The organism is Hongsoonwoonella zoysiae, assembly GCF_013266695.1.
GTDB lineage: Bacteria > Pseudomonadota > Alphaproteobacteria > Rhizobiales > Stappiaceae > Hongsoonwoonella > Hongsoonwoonella zoysiae.
This window is the reverse complement of sequence record NZ_JABRXF010000003.1, coordinates 80,946-98,539: the sequence shown is the minus strand read 5'-3', so window position 1 is coordinate 98,539 and position 17,594 is coordinate 80,946. Positions and strand designations below refer to the sequence as shown.

The 17,594-nt window shown below is 60.5% G+C and carries 14 protein-coding genes; 8 read left to right on the top strand and 6 right to left on the bottom strand.

The genetic code is table 11. The features are described from left to right. Window positions 1-317: 317 nt before the first annotated feature. From HPQ64_RS16860 to HPQ64_RS16840, 5 genes are read left to right on the top strand one after another with little or no spacing between them, the layout of a single operon-like run. The gene (locus HPQ64_RS16860) at window positions 318-2,213 is read left to right on the top strand and encodes a dipeptide ABC transporter ATP-binding protein (protein WP_172889735.1); all 1,896 of its coding nucleotides are present in this window, start codon (window positions 318-320) and stop codon (window positions 2,211-2,213) included. Further along, entirely contained in the window at window positions 2,210-4,108 is a 1,899-nt protein-coding gene (locus HPQ64_RS16855) for an ABC transporter substrate-binding protein (RefSeq protein WP_172889733.1), read from the top strand. Before HPQ64_RS16860 ends, HPQ64_RS16855 begins: the two co-directional genes overlap by 4 nt. Window positions 4,109-4,165: 57 nt before the next feature. Beyond that, window positions 4,166-5,191: an ABC transporter permease gene (locus tag HPQ64_RS16850; protein WP_172889732.1), complete on the top strand. Its 1,026-nt coding sequence runs from the start codon at window positions 4,166-4,168 to the stop codon at window positions 5,189-5,191. A 26-nt stretch (window positions 5,192-5,217) separates the two neighbouring features. Further along, window positions 5,218-6,381, top strand: a complete 1,164-nt coding sequence (locus HPQ64_RS16845; RefSeq protein WP_172890386.1) for an ABC transporter permease — start codon at window positions 5,218-5,220, stop codon at window positions 6,379-6,381. 26 nt (window positions 6,382-6,407) lie between these two features. Beyond that, window positions 6,408-6,998 carry a class I SAM-dependent methyltransferase gene (locus tag HPQ64_RS16840; RefSeq protein WP_172889730.1) on the top strand — a complete coding sequence of 197 codons (591 nt, stop codon included), beginning with the start codon at window positions 6,408-6,410 and terminating at the stop codon, window positions 6,996-6,998. A gap of 52 nt (window positions 6,999-7,050) precedes the next feature. Here HPQ64_RS16840 and HPQ64_RS16835 read toward each other — a convergent pair whose 3' ends face one another. The 6 genes from HPQ64_RS16835 to HPQ64_RS16810 all read right to left on the bottom strand — a co-directional run bounded on the left by HPQ64_RS16835 (window position 7,051) and on the right by HPQ64_RS16810 (window position 13,137). Then, entirely contained in the window at window positions 7,051-7,464 is a 414-nt protein-coding gene (locus HPQ64_RS16835) for a YkvA family protein (RefSeq protein ID WP_246270774.1), read from the bottom strand. A gap of 66 nt (window positions 7,465-7,530) precedes the next feature. Next, window positions 7,531-8,316, bottom strand: a complete 786-nt coding sequence (locus tag HPQ64_RS16830; RefSeq protein WP_172889728.1) for a polysaccharide deacetylase family protein — start codon at window positions 8,314-8,316, stop codon at window positions 7,531-7,533. Further along, on the bottom strand, window positions 8,313-9,467 hold the full coding sequence (locus HPQ64_RS16825) for a glycosyltransferase family protein (RefSeq protein ID WP_172889727.1): 1,155 nt from the start codon (window positions 9,465-9,467) through the stop codon (window positions 8,313-8,315). Before HPQ64_RS16825 ends, HPQ64_RS16830 begins: the two co-directional genes overlap by 4 nt. Then, complete coding sequence (locus HPQ64_RS16820) at window positions 9,464-10,585, bottom strand: glycosyltransferase family 4 protein (protein ID WP_172889725.1); 1,122 nt, start codon at window positions 10,583-10,585, stop codon at window positions 9,464-9,466. Before HPQ64_RS16820 ends, HPQ64_RS16825 begins: the two co-directional genes overlap by 4 nt. Further along, the gene (locus HPQ64_RS16815; RefSeq protein WP_172889724.1) at window positions 10,582-11,814 is read right to left on the bottom strand and encodes a glycosyltransferase family 4 protein; all 1,233 of its coding nucleotides are present in this window, start codon (window positions 11,812-11,814) and stop codon (window positions 10,582-10,584) included. The genes HPQ64_RS16820 and HPQ64_RS16815 overlap by 4 nt, the downstream gene beginning before the upstream one ends. A 96-nt stretch (window positions 11,815-11,910) precedes the next feature. Next, on the bottom strand, window positions 11,911-13,137 hold the full coding sequence (locus HPQ64_RS16810; RefSeq protein ID WP_172889722.1) for a glycosyltransferase family protein: 1,227 nt from the start codon (window positions 13,135-13,137) through the stop codon (window positions 11,911-11,913). Window positions 13,138-13,441: 304 nt separating this feature from the next. On the opposite strand from HPQ64_RS16810, the gene HPQ64_RS16805 reads away from it, so the two are divergent. The 3 genes from HPQ64_RS16805 to HPQ64_RS16795 all read left to right on the top strand — a co-directional run bounded on the left by HPQ64_RS16805 (window position 13,442) and on the right by HPQ64_RS16795 (window position 17,443). Then, window positions 13,442-16,048 (top strand): ABC transporter ATP-binding protein, encoded by a 2,607-nt coding sequence (locus HPQ64_RS16805; protein WP_172889720.1) that lies wholly within the window; start codon window positions 13,442-13,444, stop codon window positions 16,046-16,048. 71 nt (window positions 16,049-16,119) lie between these two features. Next, the gene (locus HPQ64_RS16800; protein ID WP_172889718.1) at window positions 16,120-16,578 is read left to right on the top strand and encodes a cyclic nucleotide-binding domain-containing protein; all 459 of its coding nucleotides are present in this window, start codon (window positions 16,120-16,122) and stop codon (window positions 16,576-16,578) included. 40 nt (window positions 16,579-16,618) lie between these two features. After that, window positions 16,619-17,443 carry an MBL fold metallo-hydrolase gene (locus HPQ64_RS16795; RefSeq protein ID WP_172889716.1) on the top strand — a complete coding sequence of 275 codons (825 nt, stop codon included), beginning with the start codon at window positions 16,619-16,621 and terminating at the stop codon, window positions 17,441-17,443. Window positions 17,444-17,594: the final 151 nt, after the last annotated feature.

Here is a 17,594-nt window from a genome sequence, read left to right as displayed (position 1 = left end):
TCACGAGGTCATTATCACTTTGTGATTTGACGTTTTGCCGGATAGTCTGAGGCGCGATCCGGAACGTGGAAGGGGAACCCGCAGGATGGAATCGCTTAACCGGGCCAGTCACCCGAATCTGAAATTCGTCTTTGTTGGCAGCATGCTCTGAACGAACTTCGGATTTGAAAGGGTGACAGCCAAATCAATGTTTCCGGTGTGGTTTTCGAATTTGAAATACGCTCTGGCGACTGCTGCTTAAACGAGGCGTATTTCAAATTCGCCGCACTGGGTGGTTTCCCATAGTGGCGGGCGCCGCCAGGAGGAGGGCGGAGCAAGTGAATGTGTTGACGATCGACGGTCTGACCGTCGATTTCCAGACCGGGGAAGGGGCGACCCGCGCAGTCGACGACGTGTCGTTCGCCATTCCGCAGAACCGGACGGTTGCGCTGGTCGGAGAATCCGGATCCGGCAAGACCGTTATTTCGCAGGCAATCATGGGGCTTTTGCCGAAGGCCGCTCGTATCGTCTCGGGAAAGCTCATCCTCAACGACCCTGAGTCACGCTTGAAGCCGGTCGATATCGCCCAGTTGGATCCCGAGAGCCCGCAAATGCGCGCGATCAGGGGAGATCGCATCGCGATCATCTTCCAGGAGCCGATGACGTCCTTGTCGCCGCTTCACACGATCGGCGACCAGATCGGCGAAGCCGCGGAGCTTCATCGCAATGTCGATGGGAATCAGGCGCGAGAACTCACCCGGGAAATGCTGCGTCTTGTGCGTTTCCCCGATCCGCAGCGCGCGCTCGACGCCTTTCCCTTCGAGCTTTCAGGAGGTCTGCGCCAGCGCGCGATGATTGCCATGGCGATGATCTGCCATCCGGCATTGTTGATCGCGGATGAGCCGACAACCGCGCTCGATGTCACGATCCAGGCGGAGATCCTGAAGCTTATCAAGGACGTGCAGCAAGAGCTGCAGATGTCCGTCCTCGTCATCACCCACGATTTCGGCGTGGTGGCCAATATGGCCGACGAAGTGGTGGTCATCTACCATGGGCGGATCATGGAAAAGGGCAGTGCCCGCGCGCTTTTCAAGACGCCGGGTCATTCCTACCTGAAGGCGCTGCTGAACGCCGTGCCGCGCTTCGACATGAAGCCCGGCGAGCGGCTTGTGCCGATCCGCCCGATCGAACTGCAGGCAGGCGGCCTTCTGACGGGTGGCGGGCGAAAGACGATCACCGCGGGCAAGCCGCTCGTTCAGCTTCAGCATGTTTCCAAAAGCTTCCTGACCCGCAAGGGCAGCCTGCTTTCGGCCAGGGCGCGGGAGTTCCTTGCGCTCGACGATATCAATCTCACGGTCAACCGCGGCGAATGCGTGGGCCTTGTCGGCGAATCCGGTTCCGGCAAGACGACGACCGCCAAGGCTATCTTGCGCGCGTTGCCGATAGATGCCGGACGGATCCTCTATGACCGCGGCGACGGGCCGGCAGATGTCGCGCACTTCAACCGCGAGCAGCTCCTGGACTACCGCCAGCGCGTCCAGCTTATTTTCCAGGATCCGTTTTCCTCGCTCAACCCGCGCATGACGGTGAATGACATCCTGTCCGAGCCGCTGCTCATCCACAAGATCGGCGCGCCGGAAGAGCGGGCGGAGCGCGTTCGCGAGCTTATGCGGCTTGTCGGGCTCGACCCGCGTTACCTGCGCCGCTATCCGCATTCGTTCTCCGGCGGGCAGCGCCAGCGTATCGGCATCGCCCGCGCGCTCGCTCTCAATCCGGAGTTCATTCTATGCGATGAGCCCACGTCGGCGCTCGACGTCTCGGTGCAGGCCCAGATCCTTAATCTTCTCAAGGACCTCAAATCCGAATTCGGTCTAACGTATCTCTTCGTCAGCCATAATCTTGCGGTGGTCGACTATATCGCCGACCGGATTGCCGTGATGTGCCGCGGGCGCATCGTCGAAGTCGGTCCGACGCGAGAGGTCGTCGACAATCCGTTGCATCCCTATACGAAGGCGCTTTTGACGGCGGTGCCGGAACCCGATCTCGATGCACGTCTTGATTTCGCGGCGCTTGACGCGAACAAGGCTTCCGAGCCTGCCCTTTGGCCCGCGCCCTACACCCTTCGCGAGGGAGATGTGCCGCTGCTTGTCGAAGAAGAGCCCGGACATTACGTCTGCGCACCCGCCTTTGCGAAAGAAACTCACAAAACTGCATTGGAGGAGGCGGTTTTATGATCCGCGTCATCGGTCACTTTGCAGCCGGCGCCTTCATGGCGGCGGCGCTTGCGCTCCCGGCAGGAGCGCTGGAATTCAAGGAAACGCCCTCGCTCAGCAGCAGGGTGGGCAAGGACCTGCCGCCTGTTGCGGAGCGCGTTCCGCAAGAACCGCTCGTGGTCGAACTGGAGGAGCGGGGGAGAAAGATCGGCAAGCCGGGCGGCAAGATCGATACTCTTATCGGCAGGGCCAAGGATGTCAGGCTCATCAACGTTTGGGGCTATGCGCGCCTTGTCGGATATACGGATCAGCTCGAACTCAAGCCCGACATCCTTCGCGACGTGGAGGTGGAGGACGACAAGGTCTTCACCCTTCACTTGAGAAAGGGCCACAAGTGGTCGGACGGACACCCCTTCACGTCCGAGGATATCCGCTTCTGGTACGAAGACATCGCAACGAACCCCGACCTGCAGCCGACCGGCCTGCCGCGGTTCATGCTTTCGGGCGACAAGCCGCCGGTATTCGAGGTCGTCGACGAGACGACGGTGCGCTTTTCCTGGGATCAGCCGAACCCGCTGTTGCTGCCGGAGTTGGCGAAATCGCGCCCTCCCTTCATCTACAGGCCGGCGCACTATCTGAAGCAGTTCCACGCAAAATACGCGGATGCGGCCAAGCTGGAGGCCATGGCGGAAAGGGAAAAGGTTCGCGGATGGGCACCGCTCTTCAACAAGAAGGACGAGATGTATGACGCGATGAACCCGGACCTGCCGAGCTTGCAGCCATGGGTGCGCAAGCGTGGCGGCGAGGAAGGCCGGCGGTTCGTGCTCGTCAGAAATCCCTATTATCACCGGGTCGATACGGCCGGGCAGCAGCTTCCTTACGTCGATGAAGTGATCATGACCGTTGCCGACGGCAAGATCATTCCCGCCAAGACGCAAGCCGGGGAGGTCGAGCTTCAGGCCAGGAATATCGGCTTTTCGGACATCACCGTTCTCAAGCAGGGGGAAGCCCAGTCGGGCTACAAGACCTATCTCTGGCCGATTTCGAAAGGCTCGGAAATCTCGCTTCTCCCCAATCTTACTGCGAAGGATCCGGTGTGGCGGGAGTTGAACCGCGATACGCGCTTTCGCCATGCATTGTCGCTTGGCATCGATCGAGATCTTATAAACAAGGTGCTCTATTTCGGCTTCGGCAGGCCCGGCAATGATATCGTGCTGCCGCTAAGCCCGCTGTATGAGGATCATTACCGTTCCGACTGGGCCGGATACGATCCGCAAGAGGCGAATGCCCTTCTCGATGAAATCGGCCTGACGAAACGCCGTGGCGACGGTATTCGCCTGCTTCCCGACGGCCGCCCGCTTGAAATCATCGTCGAGACGGCGGGCGAGGATCAGACGCAGCTCGACGCGTTGGAACTCATAGCCGAGACGTGGAAGGGCATTGGCGTGAAGCTTTTCGCCAAGCCCAGCCAGCGCGACACCATTCGCGACCGGGCGATGTCGGGCGATCTTGTCATGTCCGTCTGGTCGGGGTTCGAGAACGGCATACCGACACCGGATATGCCGCCTGAGGATTACGCGCCGACACAGGGCGTCTTCCTGTCCTGGGCGCTGTGGGGCGATTATTACGAGACCGACGGCAAGTCGGGTGAAAAGCCCGATTGGAAGCCTGCTGAACGCCTGATCGAACTTTACAATTCCTGGCTCGCTTCCTCCTCGCGGGACGAACGCGAAAAGATCTGGAAGGAAATGCTGGATATTCACGCCAGAGAGACGATCCATATCGGCCTCGTGTCGGAAGTTCGCCAGCCGGTTGTGGTCAAGGGCTTGGAGAATGTCCCCAAGGAAGGTATCTACGGCTGGGATCCGGGGGCGCACTTCGGAATCCACCGCATGGACGAATTTTTCTTCCAGTAAGGCGCGAAGAGCCGGCTTAACGGCAGACTTGCGCTAAGATCCGAGGGACGTCAGGGTATGCTTTATTACATCGCGCGACGGATCTTCGCCATGATCCCGACGCTACTTGTGATCAGCTTCCTGACGTTCTTCATCATCGAGCTTCCCGCCGGAGACTACATTTCCAACCAGATCGCCGCGCTTCGGGCAACCGGCGAGAGCGCGTCGATCGCCAAGCTTGAGTTCCTGCGCCAGGAATTCGCGCTCGATAAGCCCTTCCTGGAGCGATATCTGATCTGGGTGGGACTGTGGCCGGGCCCGCACGGCTTTGACGGCCTGATTCAGGGAAACTGGGGCTGGTCGTTCGAGTTCGACCGCCCGGTGTCCGAGGTTGTCGGGCCCACGCTGCCGCTCACGATCATCCTGAACACCGCGACGATCCTGTTCGTATACATTGTCGCCTTCCCGATCGGTATTTATTCCGCGACAAGGCAATATTCCTGGGCCGATTACGGGTTTACCTTCCTGGGCTACATCGGGCTGGCAACACCGAATTTCCTGCTCGGGCTCATCATGCTTTATCTCGCCAATCGCTGGTTCGGCCTTTCGGTCGGCGGGCTCATGGATCCGCGATACATCGGCGAGCCGTGGAGCGCCGACAAGGTCTTGTCGGTGCTTGCGCATCTCATTGTGCCGACCATAGTCATCGGCACCTCGGGTACGGCGGCGATGATCCGCAGGCTCCGGGCGAACCTCCTCGACGAGCTTCATAAGCAGTATGTGACGACGGCACGCGCGAAGGGCATGCGCGAGACGCACCTTCTGGTGAAATATCCACTGCGCATGGCGCTTAATCCGTTCATTGCCGATATCGGCAACCTGATCCCCTCGCTCGTCTCAGGATCGGTTATCGTTTCCGTCGTTCTCAATCTGCCGACGGTCGGGCCGATCCTGCTCAATGCCTTGCAATCGCAGGACCAGTATTTGTCCGGCTTCATACTGTTGTTCGTGGCTATGCTGACACTTCTGGGCATGCTCGTATCGGATCTTCTCCTTGCAGTGCTCGATCCGCGCATTCGCCTTGGCGGGAGGGTTTCGCCATGAGCGGTTCGCGCAAGAAGAATGCCTCGATGGATATGGCCGATCCCGGCGCCGGCCACTACGTCAATCCGGAGCCGTTCAACCCGGCATCGATGGAAACGCTCACTCCCGCGCAGGAGCGTTACTACCAGGCGTCGCAATGGCAGATCATGTGGTGGAAGTTCCGCCGCCACAAGATCGCACTCTGGTCGGGCGTCATCCTGGTCCTTTTTTATCTCAACGTACCTTTTGCCGAGATCATCGCGCCCTATACGGCGAACCAGCGGTCGAATGACCATCTCTTCGCTCCGCCCCAGAAGGTGCACTTCTTTCACGAAGGGGAGTTCGTAGGCCCCTTCGTCTACGGCATGACATCGGAAATAGATATCGAGACGGTCAAATGGGTGTTCACCGAGGACCGTACTCAAGTCTATCCGATCCGCTTTTTCTGCCGCGGTTCGGACTATGATTTCTGGGGGCTTATCCCGTGGGATTTCCACGTGATATGCCCGGCGGAAGGAGGGACGCTCTATCTTCTCGGCACCGACCGATTGGGGCGGGACGTCTATTCCGGCCTGATTTACGGCGCGCGCCTGTCACTGACCGTCGGCATCATCGGCGTTACGATATCCATCGTGCTCGGCATGTTCTTCGGCGGTATCGCGGGTTATTTCGGCGGGTTGCTCGACAGTGTCGTGCAAAGGATGATCGAGATTCTGCGTTCCCTGCCGGAACTGCCGCTGTGGATGGCGCTTTCAGCGGCCCTTCCCGTGACGTGGTCGCCGGTGTGGATCTACCTCGGAATCACGGTCATTCTCGGCCTTCTCGACTGGCCGGGGCTTGCGCGCGCCGTCCGCTCGAAACTGCTGGCGCTTCGCGAAGAAGAATACGCGCGCGCGGCCGTGCTCATGGGGGCAAAGCCGGGCCGCGTCATCCGCAAGCACCTTCTGCCGGGCTTTACCAGCCATATCATCGCTTCCGCGACGCTTTCGATCCCGGCGATGATCCTTGGCGAAACGGCGCTCTCCTTCCTCAACCTGGGTTTGCGGCGGCCCGCCGTGTCCTGGGGTGTCATGCTGAACGAGGCTCAGGACATCTCCGTCATCGTCGTTTATCCGTGGTTGATGGCTCCGGTCGTGCCGATCATCATCGTCGTGCTTGCCTTCAACTTCATGGGCGACGGCATGAGGGATGCGGCCGATCCCTACAAATAAGCAGTGAGAAAAATCCGAGGCATCGAATGTCGAAAAACGCGAGCACGGCGGAAGGCTGGGACGAGGAATACCGGGGCGGGCGGTGGGATTTCCTGCGTGATCTTCCTGAAAGCGGGCGTTACGGCATTATCGGCATGTGGCTTTCGCTGAACGACTGTTTGGGGAGCGTGCTCGATATAGGTTGCGGCGAAGGGCTCTTGTATGAACGGCTAAGGCCGATGGGCATCCGGCGATATGTCGGCGTCGACCTTGCTCCGGCTGCGCTGGAATTCGCCGATGTCGACCCGGCGGTCGCAAGCCTCAGGGCAGGGGACATGCACACCTTCACGCCCGGAGGGGGAGAAACGTTCTCGGCTGTGGTCTTCAACGAGGTGCTTCACTTTGCCGGGGATCCGGCGGCCGTCGTCGCGCGCTATATTCCCTTTCTGGATGAAAATGGCGTCATGGCCATTTCCATGTATTCGCCCAAACGCCCGGATTCAGGTGCAAACCGGCTGATCGCCCGGCTTTGGGAGGCGACCGACGAGCCCGAGTGGGAGGTTCTGGACGATTATCGCCTGACGTCGGACAGAAAAAGCGTCACCTGGCGGTTGCGCCTTATCAGGCCAATTCGCTGACAGGCTTGCGCCGGGCGGGTACGGATTTCGAGAGGGCCCCGTTCGGCACGCCTCAACCCAATGTCGCAGTCCATGCGGCAGCCCCCAATACCTGGGCGAACGCTAACCAGGACAAAACAACAAGTACGGCGCCGGCGCGGCTGACCGGTCGTTCCATGATCGCCGCCGACTGGACGCGCAGTTCATGGATCACATCACACGGAATCATCCTGACCACCAGCGCAACTCCGAGCGGTACAATCAGCAAATCATCGAGATATCCGACGATGGGGATGAAGTCTGGTATCAGGTCGATGGGTGAGAGGGCATAGGCGGCAATCAGCGCGGCCGCTGCCTTTACGGACCAGTGCACGCGCCTGTCCCTGGCGGCGAGCCAAAGGACCAGGACGTCGCGTTTGATGCCCTTCGCCCATGATTTCAATCGATCGAGCCGTCTCGACATTGGCTGACTGCCCTTCGCGGCCATGATCCGATTTCGCGAGAAAAGCAGAAATAATATAATGATAATGAGTATTTAATTCCAAATATGGATTCAGTACGGCAATTTCTTCCCAACCGGCAGCACCAACTCCCGGACGGGCGAAATTTCCGCTCCCGGGTGCTCTCGAATAATCGAAAAAAGTTCCATAAGAAATTCGAAGCAGGCTTCATCATGATCGAGATGATGCGTCAAAATGCCGATGGGTTCGTCCGGCGCGTTTCGCCTGCGCATAAGTTGCAGGTCGTAGCGTATTGCCGCGCAATGAAAGCCGATGAAGCTTCGCCCCTTCTTCCATTTGATGATGTCGACATGGGCCTGAAGCTGATGCCGCGAATAGGGGTGCATCCAGGTGAAGGTGGACAGCCCATTCAGCCCGGCCTCGAGCAGGCGCCGGACGATTGCCGGCGCGATCCGGTTCCATGGAGGCACGAGCGCGGGAAGGAACCTTTCGCCGAAAAGCGCCTCCAGAATGTCGTATCCTTGCTTCAGTTCGGCGATCGCTTCATCCGGGTCGCGCCGCACACCGAGTTCGGCTGCCTTCTCACCCAGATCCTTCCTTTGATGGTTCACATGCCGGAAGCCGTGTTGAAAGACGACCGCATGCGCCTCGTTCTTCAGCCTTTCGGCAAGTTCGGGCGTCGCTGCAGCCGGAATGACGGCAAGCGCAACCTGCGCTTCGAACCGGTTTGCGATCTCAAGCAAGCGATCGAGCTTTGGCGTAGGCGCAACTGCATCGTCGTCGCGCCACCAGAAGCGTGCCTTCTGCCCCCGTTCGGCGAACCAGTCCAGATGGCCTTGAAGTGTGTCGCGGAAGAAGCGCAGTTCGGCCTTGCTCATGAAAACCGCTCCTTCAGGTCTGCAACAAGGAGTTCCGCGCTTGCATCCGCACCGCCAAGACGAACATGGAAGTGTTTGCGCGGGAGTGCCAGCGCATCGTCAAGTGCCGCCGCCAGCCCCTCCGGCGTCAGGTTTTTTTCGGAAATGACAATGGCGCAGCCTTTCGCGGCAATCGCATCGGCGCGTTGCTGCTGTTCGGTCTCCTTGATTTGGGCAAACGGTACGAACACCGCCGGAATCCCGGCGTTCAGGATATCGAGCACCGTATTGTAGCCTGCCTGGCTGACGGAAGCTCGCGCCCGCTTCAAAAGTGAAGGAAAGTCGCGCCGCACACGTTCGACGATCACATGGGACGGAGCGCGGTGTTTCAGCGCTTCCACCACGTCTTCGGCGATATCGTGACCTGCGAGTATGCGCCATACGGTATCTTCCGCGCGCCGGGAAAGGCTCGCCGCGTCGACCGCAGTTTCAAGCAAATGCTGGCCCACCGCGCCGCCGCCGCAGGAAACGATTACCTCGTCCTCGCCAAGCCCCTCCGGCGCTTCCGGGGCATTCGCGCCGTCCACGTATCCGGTGTAGCGCAGGAGGTGGGCGATATCCCGGGCAAACGGGAAGCTTGCCTCTAGTCGCACGAATTCAGGATCGGAGTGGACGAGGATCCGGTCGTAGGAGGCAAGCGCGCGCTTTGCCATCCACTCTTCCTTGTGGATCTCCTGCTTGCGCACGAGAATGTCGCGGATAGAGGTTGCGATGAAGGCTAGGCGTGCGCGCGATTTCGCCGCCTCCACCAGCGCATCGAGTTCAAATGCGAAAGGCCGCCGTCCGAAGGGATAGGTCTCGGTCAGCAGAAGGTCGAAATCATCGCTCATGAATGCATCGAGCGTGGCCTTTCTTCGGGCGGATTTCCAATTGTCGTCGATCTCGCGTCCGTCCGGCGTGACGAAACGGTTGAAATGGGCGTCGAGGGTACGCACAGGGGGAAGCTCCACGACCCGCAAGCCGGCGGTTTCGACGGTTTGCGGTATCCGGTTGCCGGTCGCCAGCGTGACGTCCACTCCGCGCGCGGCCAATGCGCGCCCGATAGCGCTGGCGCGCACGACGTGCCCGGTGCCGAGAAGGTGCTGAACGTGGATGAAGGCTTTGAAAGTCATGATTTGTGGCCAATCCGCCGGGCAAAGTTCCGCAAGGCACGCTCAAGAAGCGAGTTCAACCGGGCGGTTCCGGCGGCAAGGTCGTGGTCGGCTGAAATGTACCGTGATGCCGCCTTGCCGAGCCTTTCTCGCAATCCCGGCTTGGTCAAAATTCGCCGCAGGTTGCGGGCAAGCGCTTCCGCATCGCCCTCCGGCGACAAGAGGCCGGTGACACCGTCCCTGACGATATCCGGCACACCGAAGGTCGCGCCCCCGACAACCGCAAGGCCGCCTGCCTGAGCTTCCAGAAAGACGAAGCCGAAAGCCTCGCGTATGGCCGGCCACACGAGCACGTCATGACTTGCGTAGATCGCCGGCATTTCACAGGCTTCGACCGCACCGCGATGGATCGTGCGCTCTGGAGGGAACCAACTCAGGATGCGCTCCCTCGCCGGTCCGCCGCCGACGAGGGAGATCGTCCAGTCGAGATCGGCGATTTTTTCAAGGGCTTCTGCAAGCACGCGGTATGAGCTTTCCTTGTCTCCCTCGCGCATCATGCCGACGGCAAGAAGGCGCGGCGGCGTGCCGTCCGCCTCAGGATTCCGGGCTGCCGCCCTGAAGGGTTCGGCATCGAGAAACGGCGGAAGGATCGAAAGCCGATCCTCGCTCACGACCGCGCCCAGGCATTCGGCATCCGCCCGATGGAGAGCGGCCACGGCATCGGCACGCGAAAGCGCCGCATCGGCGGCGGCGAACCCGTAAGCCCAGTCTCCGGCGCGGCGCTTCGGTGCGCGGCTTGCTTCGACCACCGCGTAGGGAATGGAGAACCGGTCGGCGAGGGCGGGCCCGATCCAGTCGGGCGCCTTGTGATAAAGGTGATAGGTCAGAAAAATGTCCGGTGCGGCGATCTCGGTCTCCCAGCGTTCGGCAATACGCCCCGCTTCCGCCAGCGCCTCTCGTTCCAAGGCTTTCTGGATTTCGGCACCGCCTTCGCGCCGCCAGGCACGAAAACCGGTGGCGACCTCGACGTCATGACCTCCCGCACGCAGAGCCTTTACGATGAGGCGCGCCATCGTGCGCTCACCGGAAGGCACCGGATCGTCGATAGACTTCATCGGCGTGGCGATAGCGACCTTCATGGCGCCGACAGGATATTGCGGAAACGCTCGGCCAGGAAATCAAGCCCGGGGTCGGTCGCGAAGGCTTGCCGGACATGTTCGCTTGCCGCCTTTCCAAGCCGCTTTCGCGTATCGGGAGAGCGGATCAGATGAGCGAGCGCCTTTCCAAGCGCCTGCCGGTCCGCGGGAGGAACCAGCCAGCCGGTCTCGTTGTGCGTGATCAGTTCGGGGATCGCCGAGACATCGCTCGCAAGGCAGCAAAGGCCGAGCGCCTGCGCTTCCATCAGCACGTTCGGGAGCCCGTCACGGTCGCCCGATTTGGCGATTTTCGACGGTAAGACGAAAAGATCCGCCGCCTCCGCCGCCTTGATCACTTCCTCGCGCGGCTGAGGCCCGCGCCAGGTGACCCGGCCGTTGAGGCCGAGCGTATCGGCGCGCGCCTTCAGCCTGTCGGCCAGTTGCCCGCCGCCGATATGTTCGAAATGCCAGTGGATATCGCGGGGCAACCTGGCGAGGGCGGCGAGAAGATCGTCATACCCCTTTTTCTCCACCGCGCGGCCAACGGAAAGAATTCGCACTTCGCCGCCCTTGCCGCCGTCGCTTGCGCTTGCATTGCGGTCGGGTTTTGGAAACGGCGAAAAGTCGAGCCCGTGATAGACGAGGGAAACCTTTCCGGGGTCAGCGGACAGCGCATTCAGATATTCGGCGTTCGCGCGTGTGCAGGTCACCCCCCACGCGGCATCGTCGATCTTCGTCCTGAGGTCCCACTCGGGCGTTGTCCAGATGTCCTTGGCGTGGGCGGAAAACGACCATTTGCGCCCTGAAAGATGCGCTGCGTAGCGCGCCACGGAACAGGGCGTGTGCAGGTAATGGGTGTGGATCCAGGTAACGTCGTCTGGCAGTTCCCGGGCGAGCACGCAAGCCTGGCCCCAGCGCCGGTGCCGGCCTGCGCTGTTGTCATGCGAAAGATCCGCCTCGAACAATGCCCGCGCGGCTTCATAGGTCGGCCGGGATTGCGCCCACTTGCGGGCCTCGGCAACCCGCGCCGGGTCGTCCTTCAGGTACTCCGGCAGGTAGAGCACATCGGCCTTTATCCTGCGGTGCGTCTCGTGGATGTAAGGATCGTACGGGCGGCGAAGTGCTACGATCAACTGGCCGATGCCGCGCTGTTCGAGCCCGAGGATTTCCTGTGCGATAAAGGTTTCCGAAAGGCGCGGGTAGCCTTTCACGATGATGGCAATACGGGACATGCGGCCTCAAAGGCAATCAGGGGAAGGATCGAATAGCGCGCCGTTGCTCATGATTTCAAGCGCCTTGCCGGGTCGTCCGGCTTGCCTCGCCGTTCATCAGGCGCCGGTGGCGAGCCGCTTTTTCCTCGGTGTTGCCCCTATCCGCGATCCGAGAATTCCTTCGACCTTTTCGCCGATGACGTCCAGGCCGCCAAGCAGGTTTTCGACGCCTGCGGCGGAAGGCGGAGCGGAGCGCGGCAGTTCCACCAGCGCATCCAGCATCAGGTCGACATTCGGGTAGCTGTCGATCGGCAGTACCTTCAGAAGGCCGGTTTCTTCGGCACGCATGGCACGGATCGATTGTTCGCGGCGCGGGATGATACGCGGGACAAGCAGCGTCGGTTTGTCGAACGACAGGATTTCGCAGAAGGTGTTGTATCCGCCCATGCCGACGATCGCGATGGCGCTGTCCATATATGGTTCGATCGTCGGGATGAAGCGCACGACATGCACATCGCGAAGGTGTTCCGCGCGCGCCTGGAAGGATTCCACGGCGGACGCCGCCATGAAGGGGCCGAGCACGATAAGGGCTGGAAACAGCGGTTGCGTGCGCGATTCATAGGCGCGCATCACCCAATCGACGAGTTCCACGCCGTCTCCCCCGCCGCCGGGGGTCACGAGGATATAGGGTTCGTCGTCAAAGGGTAGTGGCTCGGCGATCTTCGCTCCTGCCGGCAGTTCGCGGCGCAGGTATCCCGTATAGCTCGCCTTTTCATGAATCTCGTCCGGCAACCTCAGCCCTTCAAGCGGGTCGTGCAGGCCGGGCGGGCCATAAATCCAGATTTCGTCGTAAAGGTCCTTCAACGCCGGGTCGACGTTCTTTCTCGTCCACTCTTCTCTCAGCACCGCCGGATCGTCCATGACGTCGCGCAGGCCGAGCACGAGGCGCGCGTTGCTCTCCGCCTTCAACATCTCGAGAGTGGGAAGGATTTCGCCGCGCAGACCGAGCGGTTCCTTGTCGACGATGAAGATATCGGGATCGAACACCTTGGCCGTGTGCTCGATGATCGAGGAGCGGATCGCAAGCGTCTGGTCGATATTGAGAGACAGGGACAGCGGCGTATATTCGCCGTTCCTGAGCTTGATTACGCCGGGAATGCGGACGAAATCGACGCGCGAGCGGAATTCGAAGCTGCCGATGATGGGCGATCCGGAGAGGATCAGCACCGACATGCCGGAAAACCGCTCTACAAGCGAATGGGCGATCGTCCGGCATCGGCGCAAGTGACCGAGCCCGAACGAATCGTGACTGTAAATCAGGACTTTCGGTGACGCTTCCGGCATTCAGCCCCGTTCTCATCTCGAGGAAATGAACCGGTCGGCCCCCGCCGGATCATCGAAACGCAGCGTTATCTGTAGCCACCCCTGCTGCCCGTTGCAAGATCGGCCGATACCTTAGGTATTTCGCGCAGGTCCGTGCGCCAATATCGGGTGCCGGCCGGAACCGCCTCGCCCGGGACGCATTCCCCCGCCGTCCTGTGCGACGCTGTTTGGGAAGGCATTTCAACAGATTGCTGGCGTCGTGCGGATTCGTCGTTAATATGGGCGGCACACGCGCGCAGGAAAAACCGTTTTCGCCCGATAACCGATGGAAAAAAGCCTTTTCAAGTTCATCTGGCGATACAGCGCGCCCCAGCAGATGGTGATTCTCTTCATCACCGTCCTGTCCTATCCCGTAAGCTACATCCTTCTGGAACTGCCCAAGCAGATCACGAACGACGCGATCCAGGGGGCGGATTTTCCGCGTGAAATCTTCGGGTTCGAATTCGACCAGATCGCCTATCTGGTGCTTTTGTGTTTCACGTTCCTCTTCCTGGTCGTGGTTTCGAACGGGCTGAAGCTCGTTCTCAACATCTACAAGGGCCGGCTGGGCGAACGGATGCTCAGGCGGCTGCGTTTCGAGCTTTTCCAGCGGGTGCTGCGCTTCAGGTTGCCGCACTTCAAGAAGGTGAGTTCGGGCGAGATCATCCCCATGATCACCTCCGAGGTGGAGGATGTCGGCGGCTTCATCGGCGAAGCGATCGCGCTTCCCGCCTATCAGGGCGGGATGCTTTTCGTTCAGATCGGCTTCATTTTCATGCAGAATCCGCTTCTGGGGCTTGCCGCCGTCTCGTCCTACCCGTTGCAGGCCTACATCATCCCGAAACTGCAGCGAAAGGTCGTGCTCCTGTCGCGAGAGCGGGTGAAGAATATCCGCTCGGTCGCCGACAGGGTTGGCGAAAGCATTACCGGCATTCCCGAAATTCACGCGAATGACGCTTCCGCCTGGCACTCCGCCGATCTTTCGGACCGGCTCTACAAAAACTACAAGATCCGCTTCCAGATCTTCAACTGGAAGTATTTCATCAAATTTCTCAATAACTTCCTCAATCAGCTCACGCCGTTCTTCTTCTATCTGATCGGCGGCTACCTGGTGATCGAGGGCGAACTCTCCATCGGCGCTCTGCTTGCCGTTATCGCCGCCTACAAGGATCTCGCCGGGCCCTGGAAGGAACTTCTGGCCTATTACCAGATGGTTGCCGACGTCGACGTGAAGTACCAGACCGTGGTCGAAAACTTCGACCCGCCCGACATTTATCCGGTCTCCCGCATTACGTCCGACGAGATCGAGCCGCTAAACGGCGATATCGTTTTCAAGGATGTCTCCTTTTCCGGCGGCGCTGCGGGGCAGGAGCTTTTCGACATATCGCTGACCGTTGAAGAGGGCTCGGACCTGGCCGTCGTCGGTCAGGACGGTTCGGGCCGGTCGGAACTTCTCCAGCTTGCCGCGGGCCTGCTCGGCCCGAACGCGGGCCGCGTCGAGATAGGCGGGCAAAACCTCGACAAGCTGCCTGAATCGGTTCTCGGACGGGAGATCGCCTATGTGGGCGCTTCGGTGCACGTCTGGACCGGCACTGTTCGGGACAATCTCTACTACGGGCTGCGCCATCGCCCGATCCGCTTGATCGAGCGCGTGGGCGAGGCGAAGTCGGAATATGCAAGACGTTTGACGGAAGCGCGCGAAACGGCCAATCCCGAATACGACCTCGAAGCCGGATGGGAAGACCTGGAGGCGGCCGGCGTCGAGGACCAGGAGGAACTCGACGGAAAGGCGCTCGACGTCATCCAGCTGATCGGGCTTTCAAACGACGTCTACAGGATGGGCCTGCAGTCGCGCCTCGACCCGAAGCGGGACGAGCACCTTGCCGAACGCATTCTGGCGGTCAGGCACGCGCTTGCCGACAGGGTGGCGCAGGACAGCCAGGTCCAGGGCCTTGTCGAGCTTTGGAATATCGACAGGTTCAACCACAGTGCGACGCTTGTCGAAAACATTCTCTTCGCGGCGCCGGCCGATCCCGCCAGAAGCTTTGACGATCTCGCCGGCGACAGGGACGTCGTGGAATTTCTCGAGGAGACGAACCTCAAGTCCCAGCTCGTTTCCATCGGCCTGCGGATCGCCGAGACGATGGTGGAACTCTTTTCGAACGTCAGCGGCGATTCCGGCCTTCTCGGGAATTATTCGTTCATCACGCTGGACGAACTGCCGGAGTTCGAAAGGATCGTGCGGGCGGGGCGTTCGGAAAACGAGAAGCTCGGCCTCAAGGACGCCGACCGGGAACGCCTGATCGGGCTTGCCTTCAAGCTCATTCCGGCAAGGCACCGCCTCGGCGTCTTGAGCAAGGATATGGAGGAAAACATCGTCAAGGCGCGTCATGTCTTCCGCGAACGGATCGAGAAGGACGGCAAGGATTTCGTGACCTTCGATCCGAACCGATACGTGCCGCCCATGACGATCGAGGGCAATTTGCTGTTCGGCCGGCCACGCGTCGACCGTCGCGACGCGCGAGAGCGTATCGACAGGTTGATCCGCTCTCTGGTGGAGGAAATGGACCTGCGCCTGCCGATCACGCGCGCGGGGCTGGATTTCCATGTCGGGGTATCGGGTTCGCGCCTTTCGGCGGGCCAGCGCCGGCGCGTGGCGCTTGCGCGGGCGCTATTGAAGAATGCGTCCTACTTCGTCCTGGACGAGACGCTGACCGGCCTGAACGAGGAGGACAAGGCGGCGCGCAAGGTCATTCGCGAGCAATTGCGGGGCCGTACGCTGCTGTTCGGCACCTCGAATATGGCAGTGGCGGAGGAATTTTCGGATAGTGTGGTGCTTGACCAGGGAAGGAAGGTCGAGGCCAGGTCCGAGGAGTTTGCGGCGGCAACGTGACGCTGTGTGATAGACTTGGGGAGAGGGCCTGCCGAACGCGGGCCTGCGAGGAAACGGGAAAAGGAGGAAGCGTGACGCTGGAAACGGAAGTCGAGGCCCTGCGGCGCGTGCCGCTGTTCAGAGGTATCGACGAGACAAAGTTGCGCCTGCTGGCTTTTATCAGCCAACGCGCGCGTTACGCCGATGGTGAACATCTTTGCAACCAGGGCGAGGAGGGCGACTGCGCCTTCATCATCCTGGATGGCGAGGCGGATGTGCGTGTCCATACGCCCGAGGGCGAAAAGGTTGTCGCGAAGGTCGGCCAATACGCGATCGTTGGCGAAATCGCCATATTATGCGACGTGCCGCGCACGGCGACGCTGGTTGCCAATGGCGATATGGAGGTCTTAACGGTCTCGAAAGATGATTTCCTCAACTTGCTGAAAGAATTTCCGGAAGTCTCACTTGAGGTGATGCGCACGCTGGCACAACGTCTTGAGAAGACAACGCAGGATCTTGCGGCGATGAAGGCGGGCGATTCCGCTGCTTGAACAGCGAATTTCCACGCAAGAGGATCGGAAGGCAAAGCTGGTGGCGCAGGACTTTTCGCTGAAGCTGTGGGGTGTGCGAGGCTCGACACCGACGCCGGGCGCGTCCACGCTACGCTATGGCGGCGAAACGTCCTGTATGGAATTGCGCGCGGGCGGGGCGCTTGTGTTGATCGATTGCGGCTCGGGGGCGCGAAATTTCGGCCGGGGCCTTCATGCGCTTCCGCCGTGCCGCTTCGACCTGCTTTTCACGCATACGCATCTCGATCACATCTGCGGCCTTCCGTTTTTCACGCCAGCCTATGACGAACGTTTCGAAATTTCCGCCTGGGCGGGCCATTTCGCGTCAAAAGACGGTCTGGCGGATATCATTTGCCGCATCATGTCGCCGCCGATCTTTCCCGTCGCCGCGAAATCGCTCAAGGCCGTCACCTTCAAAGATTTCAAGGCGGGCGGGAGCATTCCGCGCGACGATGGGCTGAAAATCCGCACGGTAAAGCTCAACCATCCGGGCGGCGCTTGCGGCTATCGTTTCGAATTCGAAAAAAAATCCATCTGCATCATCACCGATCATGAGCATGGCGACCGCAAGATCGACGAGGGCGTGCGCCGCTTCGTGGAAGGGGCGGACGTGATGATTTACGACGCCATGTATACGGATGAGGAATACAAGCAATTCGTAGGTTGGGGACATTCTACATGGCAAAAGGCGGTGGAGCTCGCACTTGATGCCGACGTCAAGACGCCCGTTCTCTTCCACCACGACCCGCGCCGCGACGACGATGCGCTCGACGAGATCGGCGAAGCAGCCAGAAAGCGTCATCCGGGCACGCTGATCGCGAGCGAGGGCATGATCCTCACGCCCTGAGGCGGACGGAATTCCCGGGCCCGGTCACGATCGGTCAAGAAGGCGTGACGCAGCGGTTTTACGCACTTGCTGGTTACCGCGTTGGGGCCATCTAGCAAGTTTCATGGAACGTTGTTCCCTTGTTTGCGGGCAGGCGTATGATCGTTGTCCG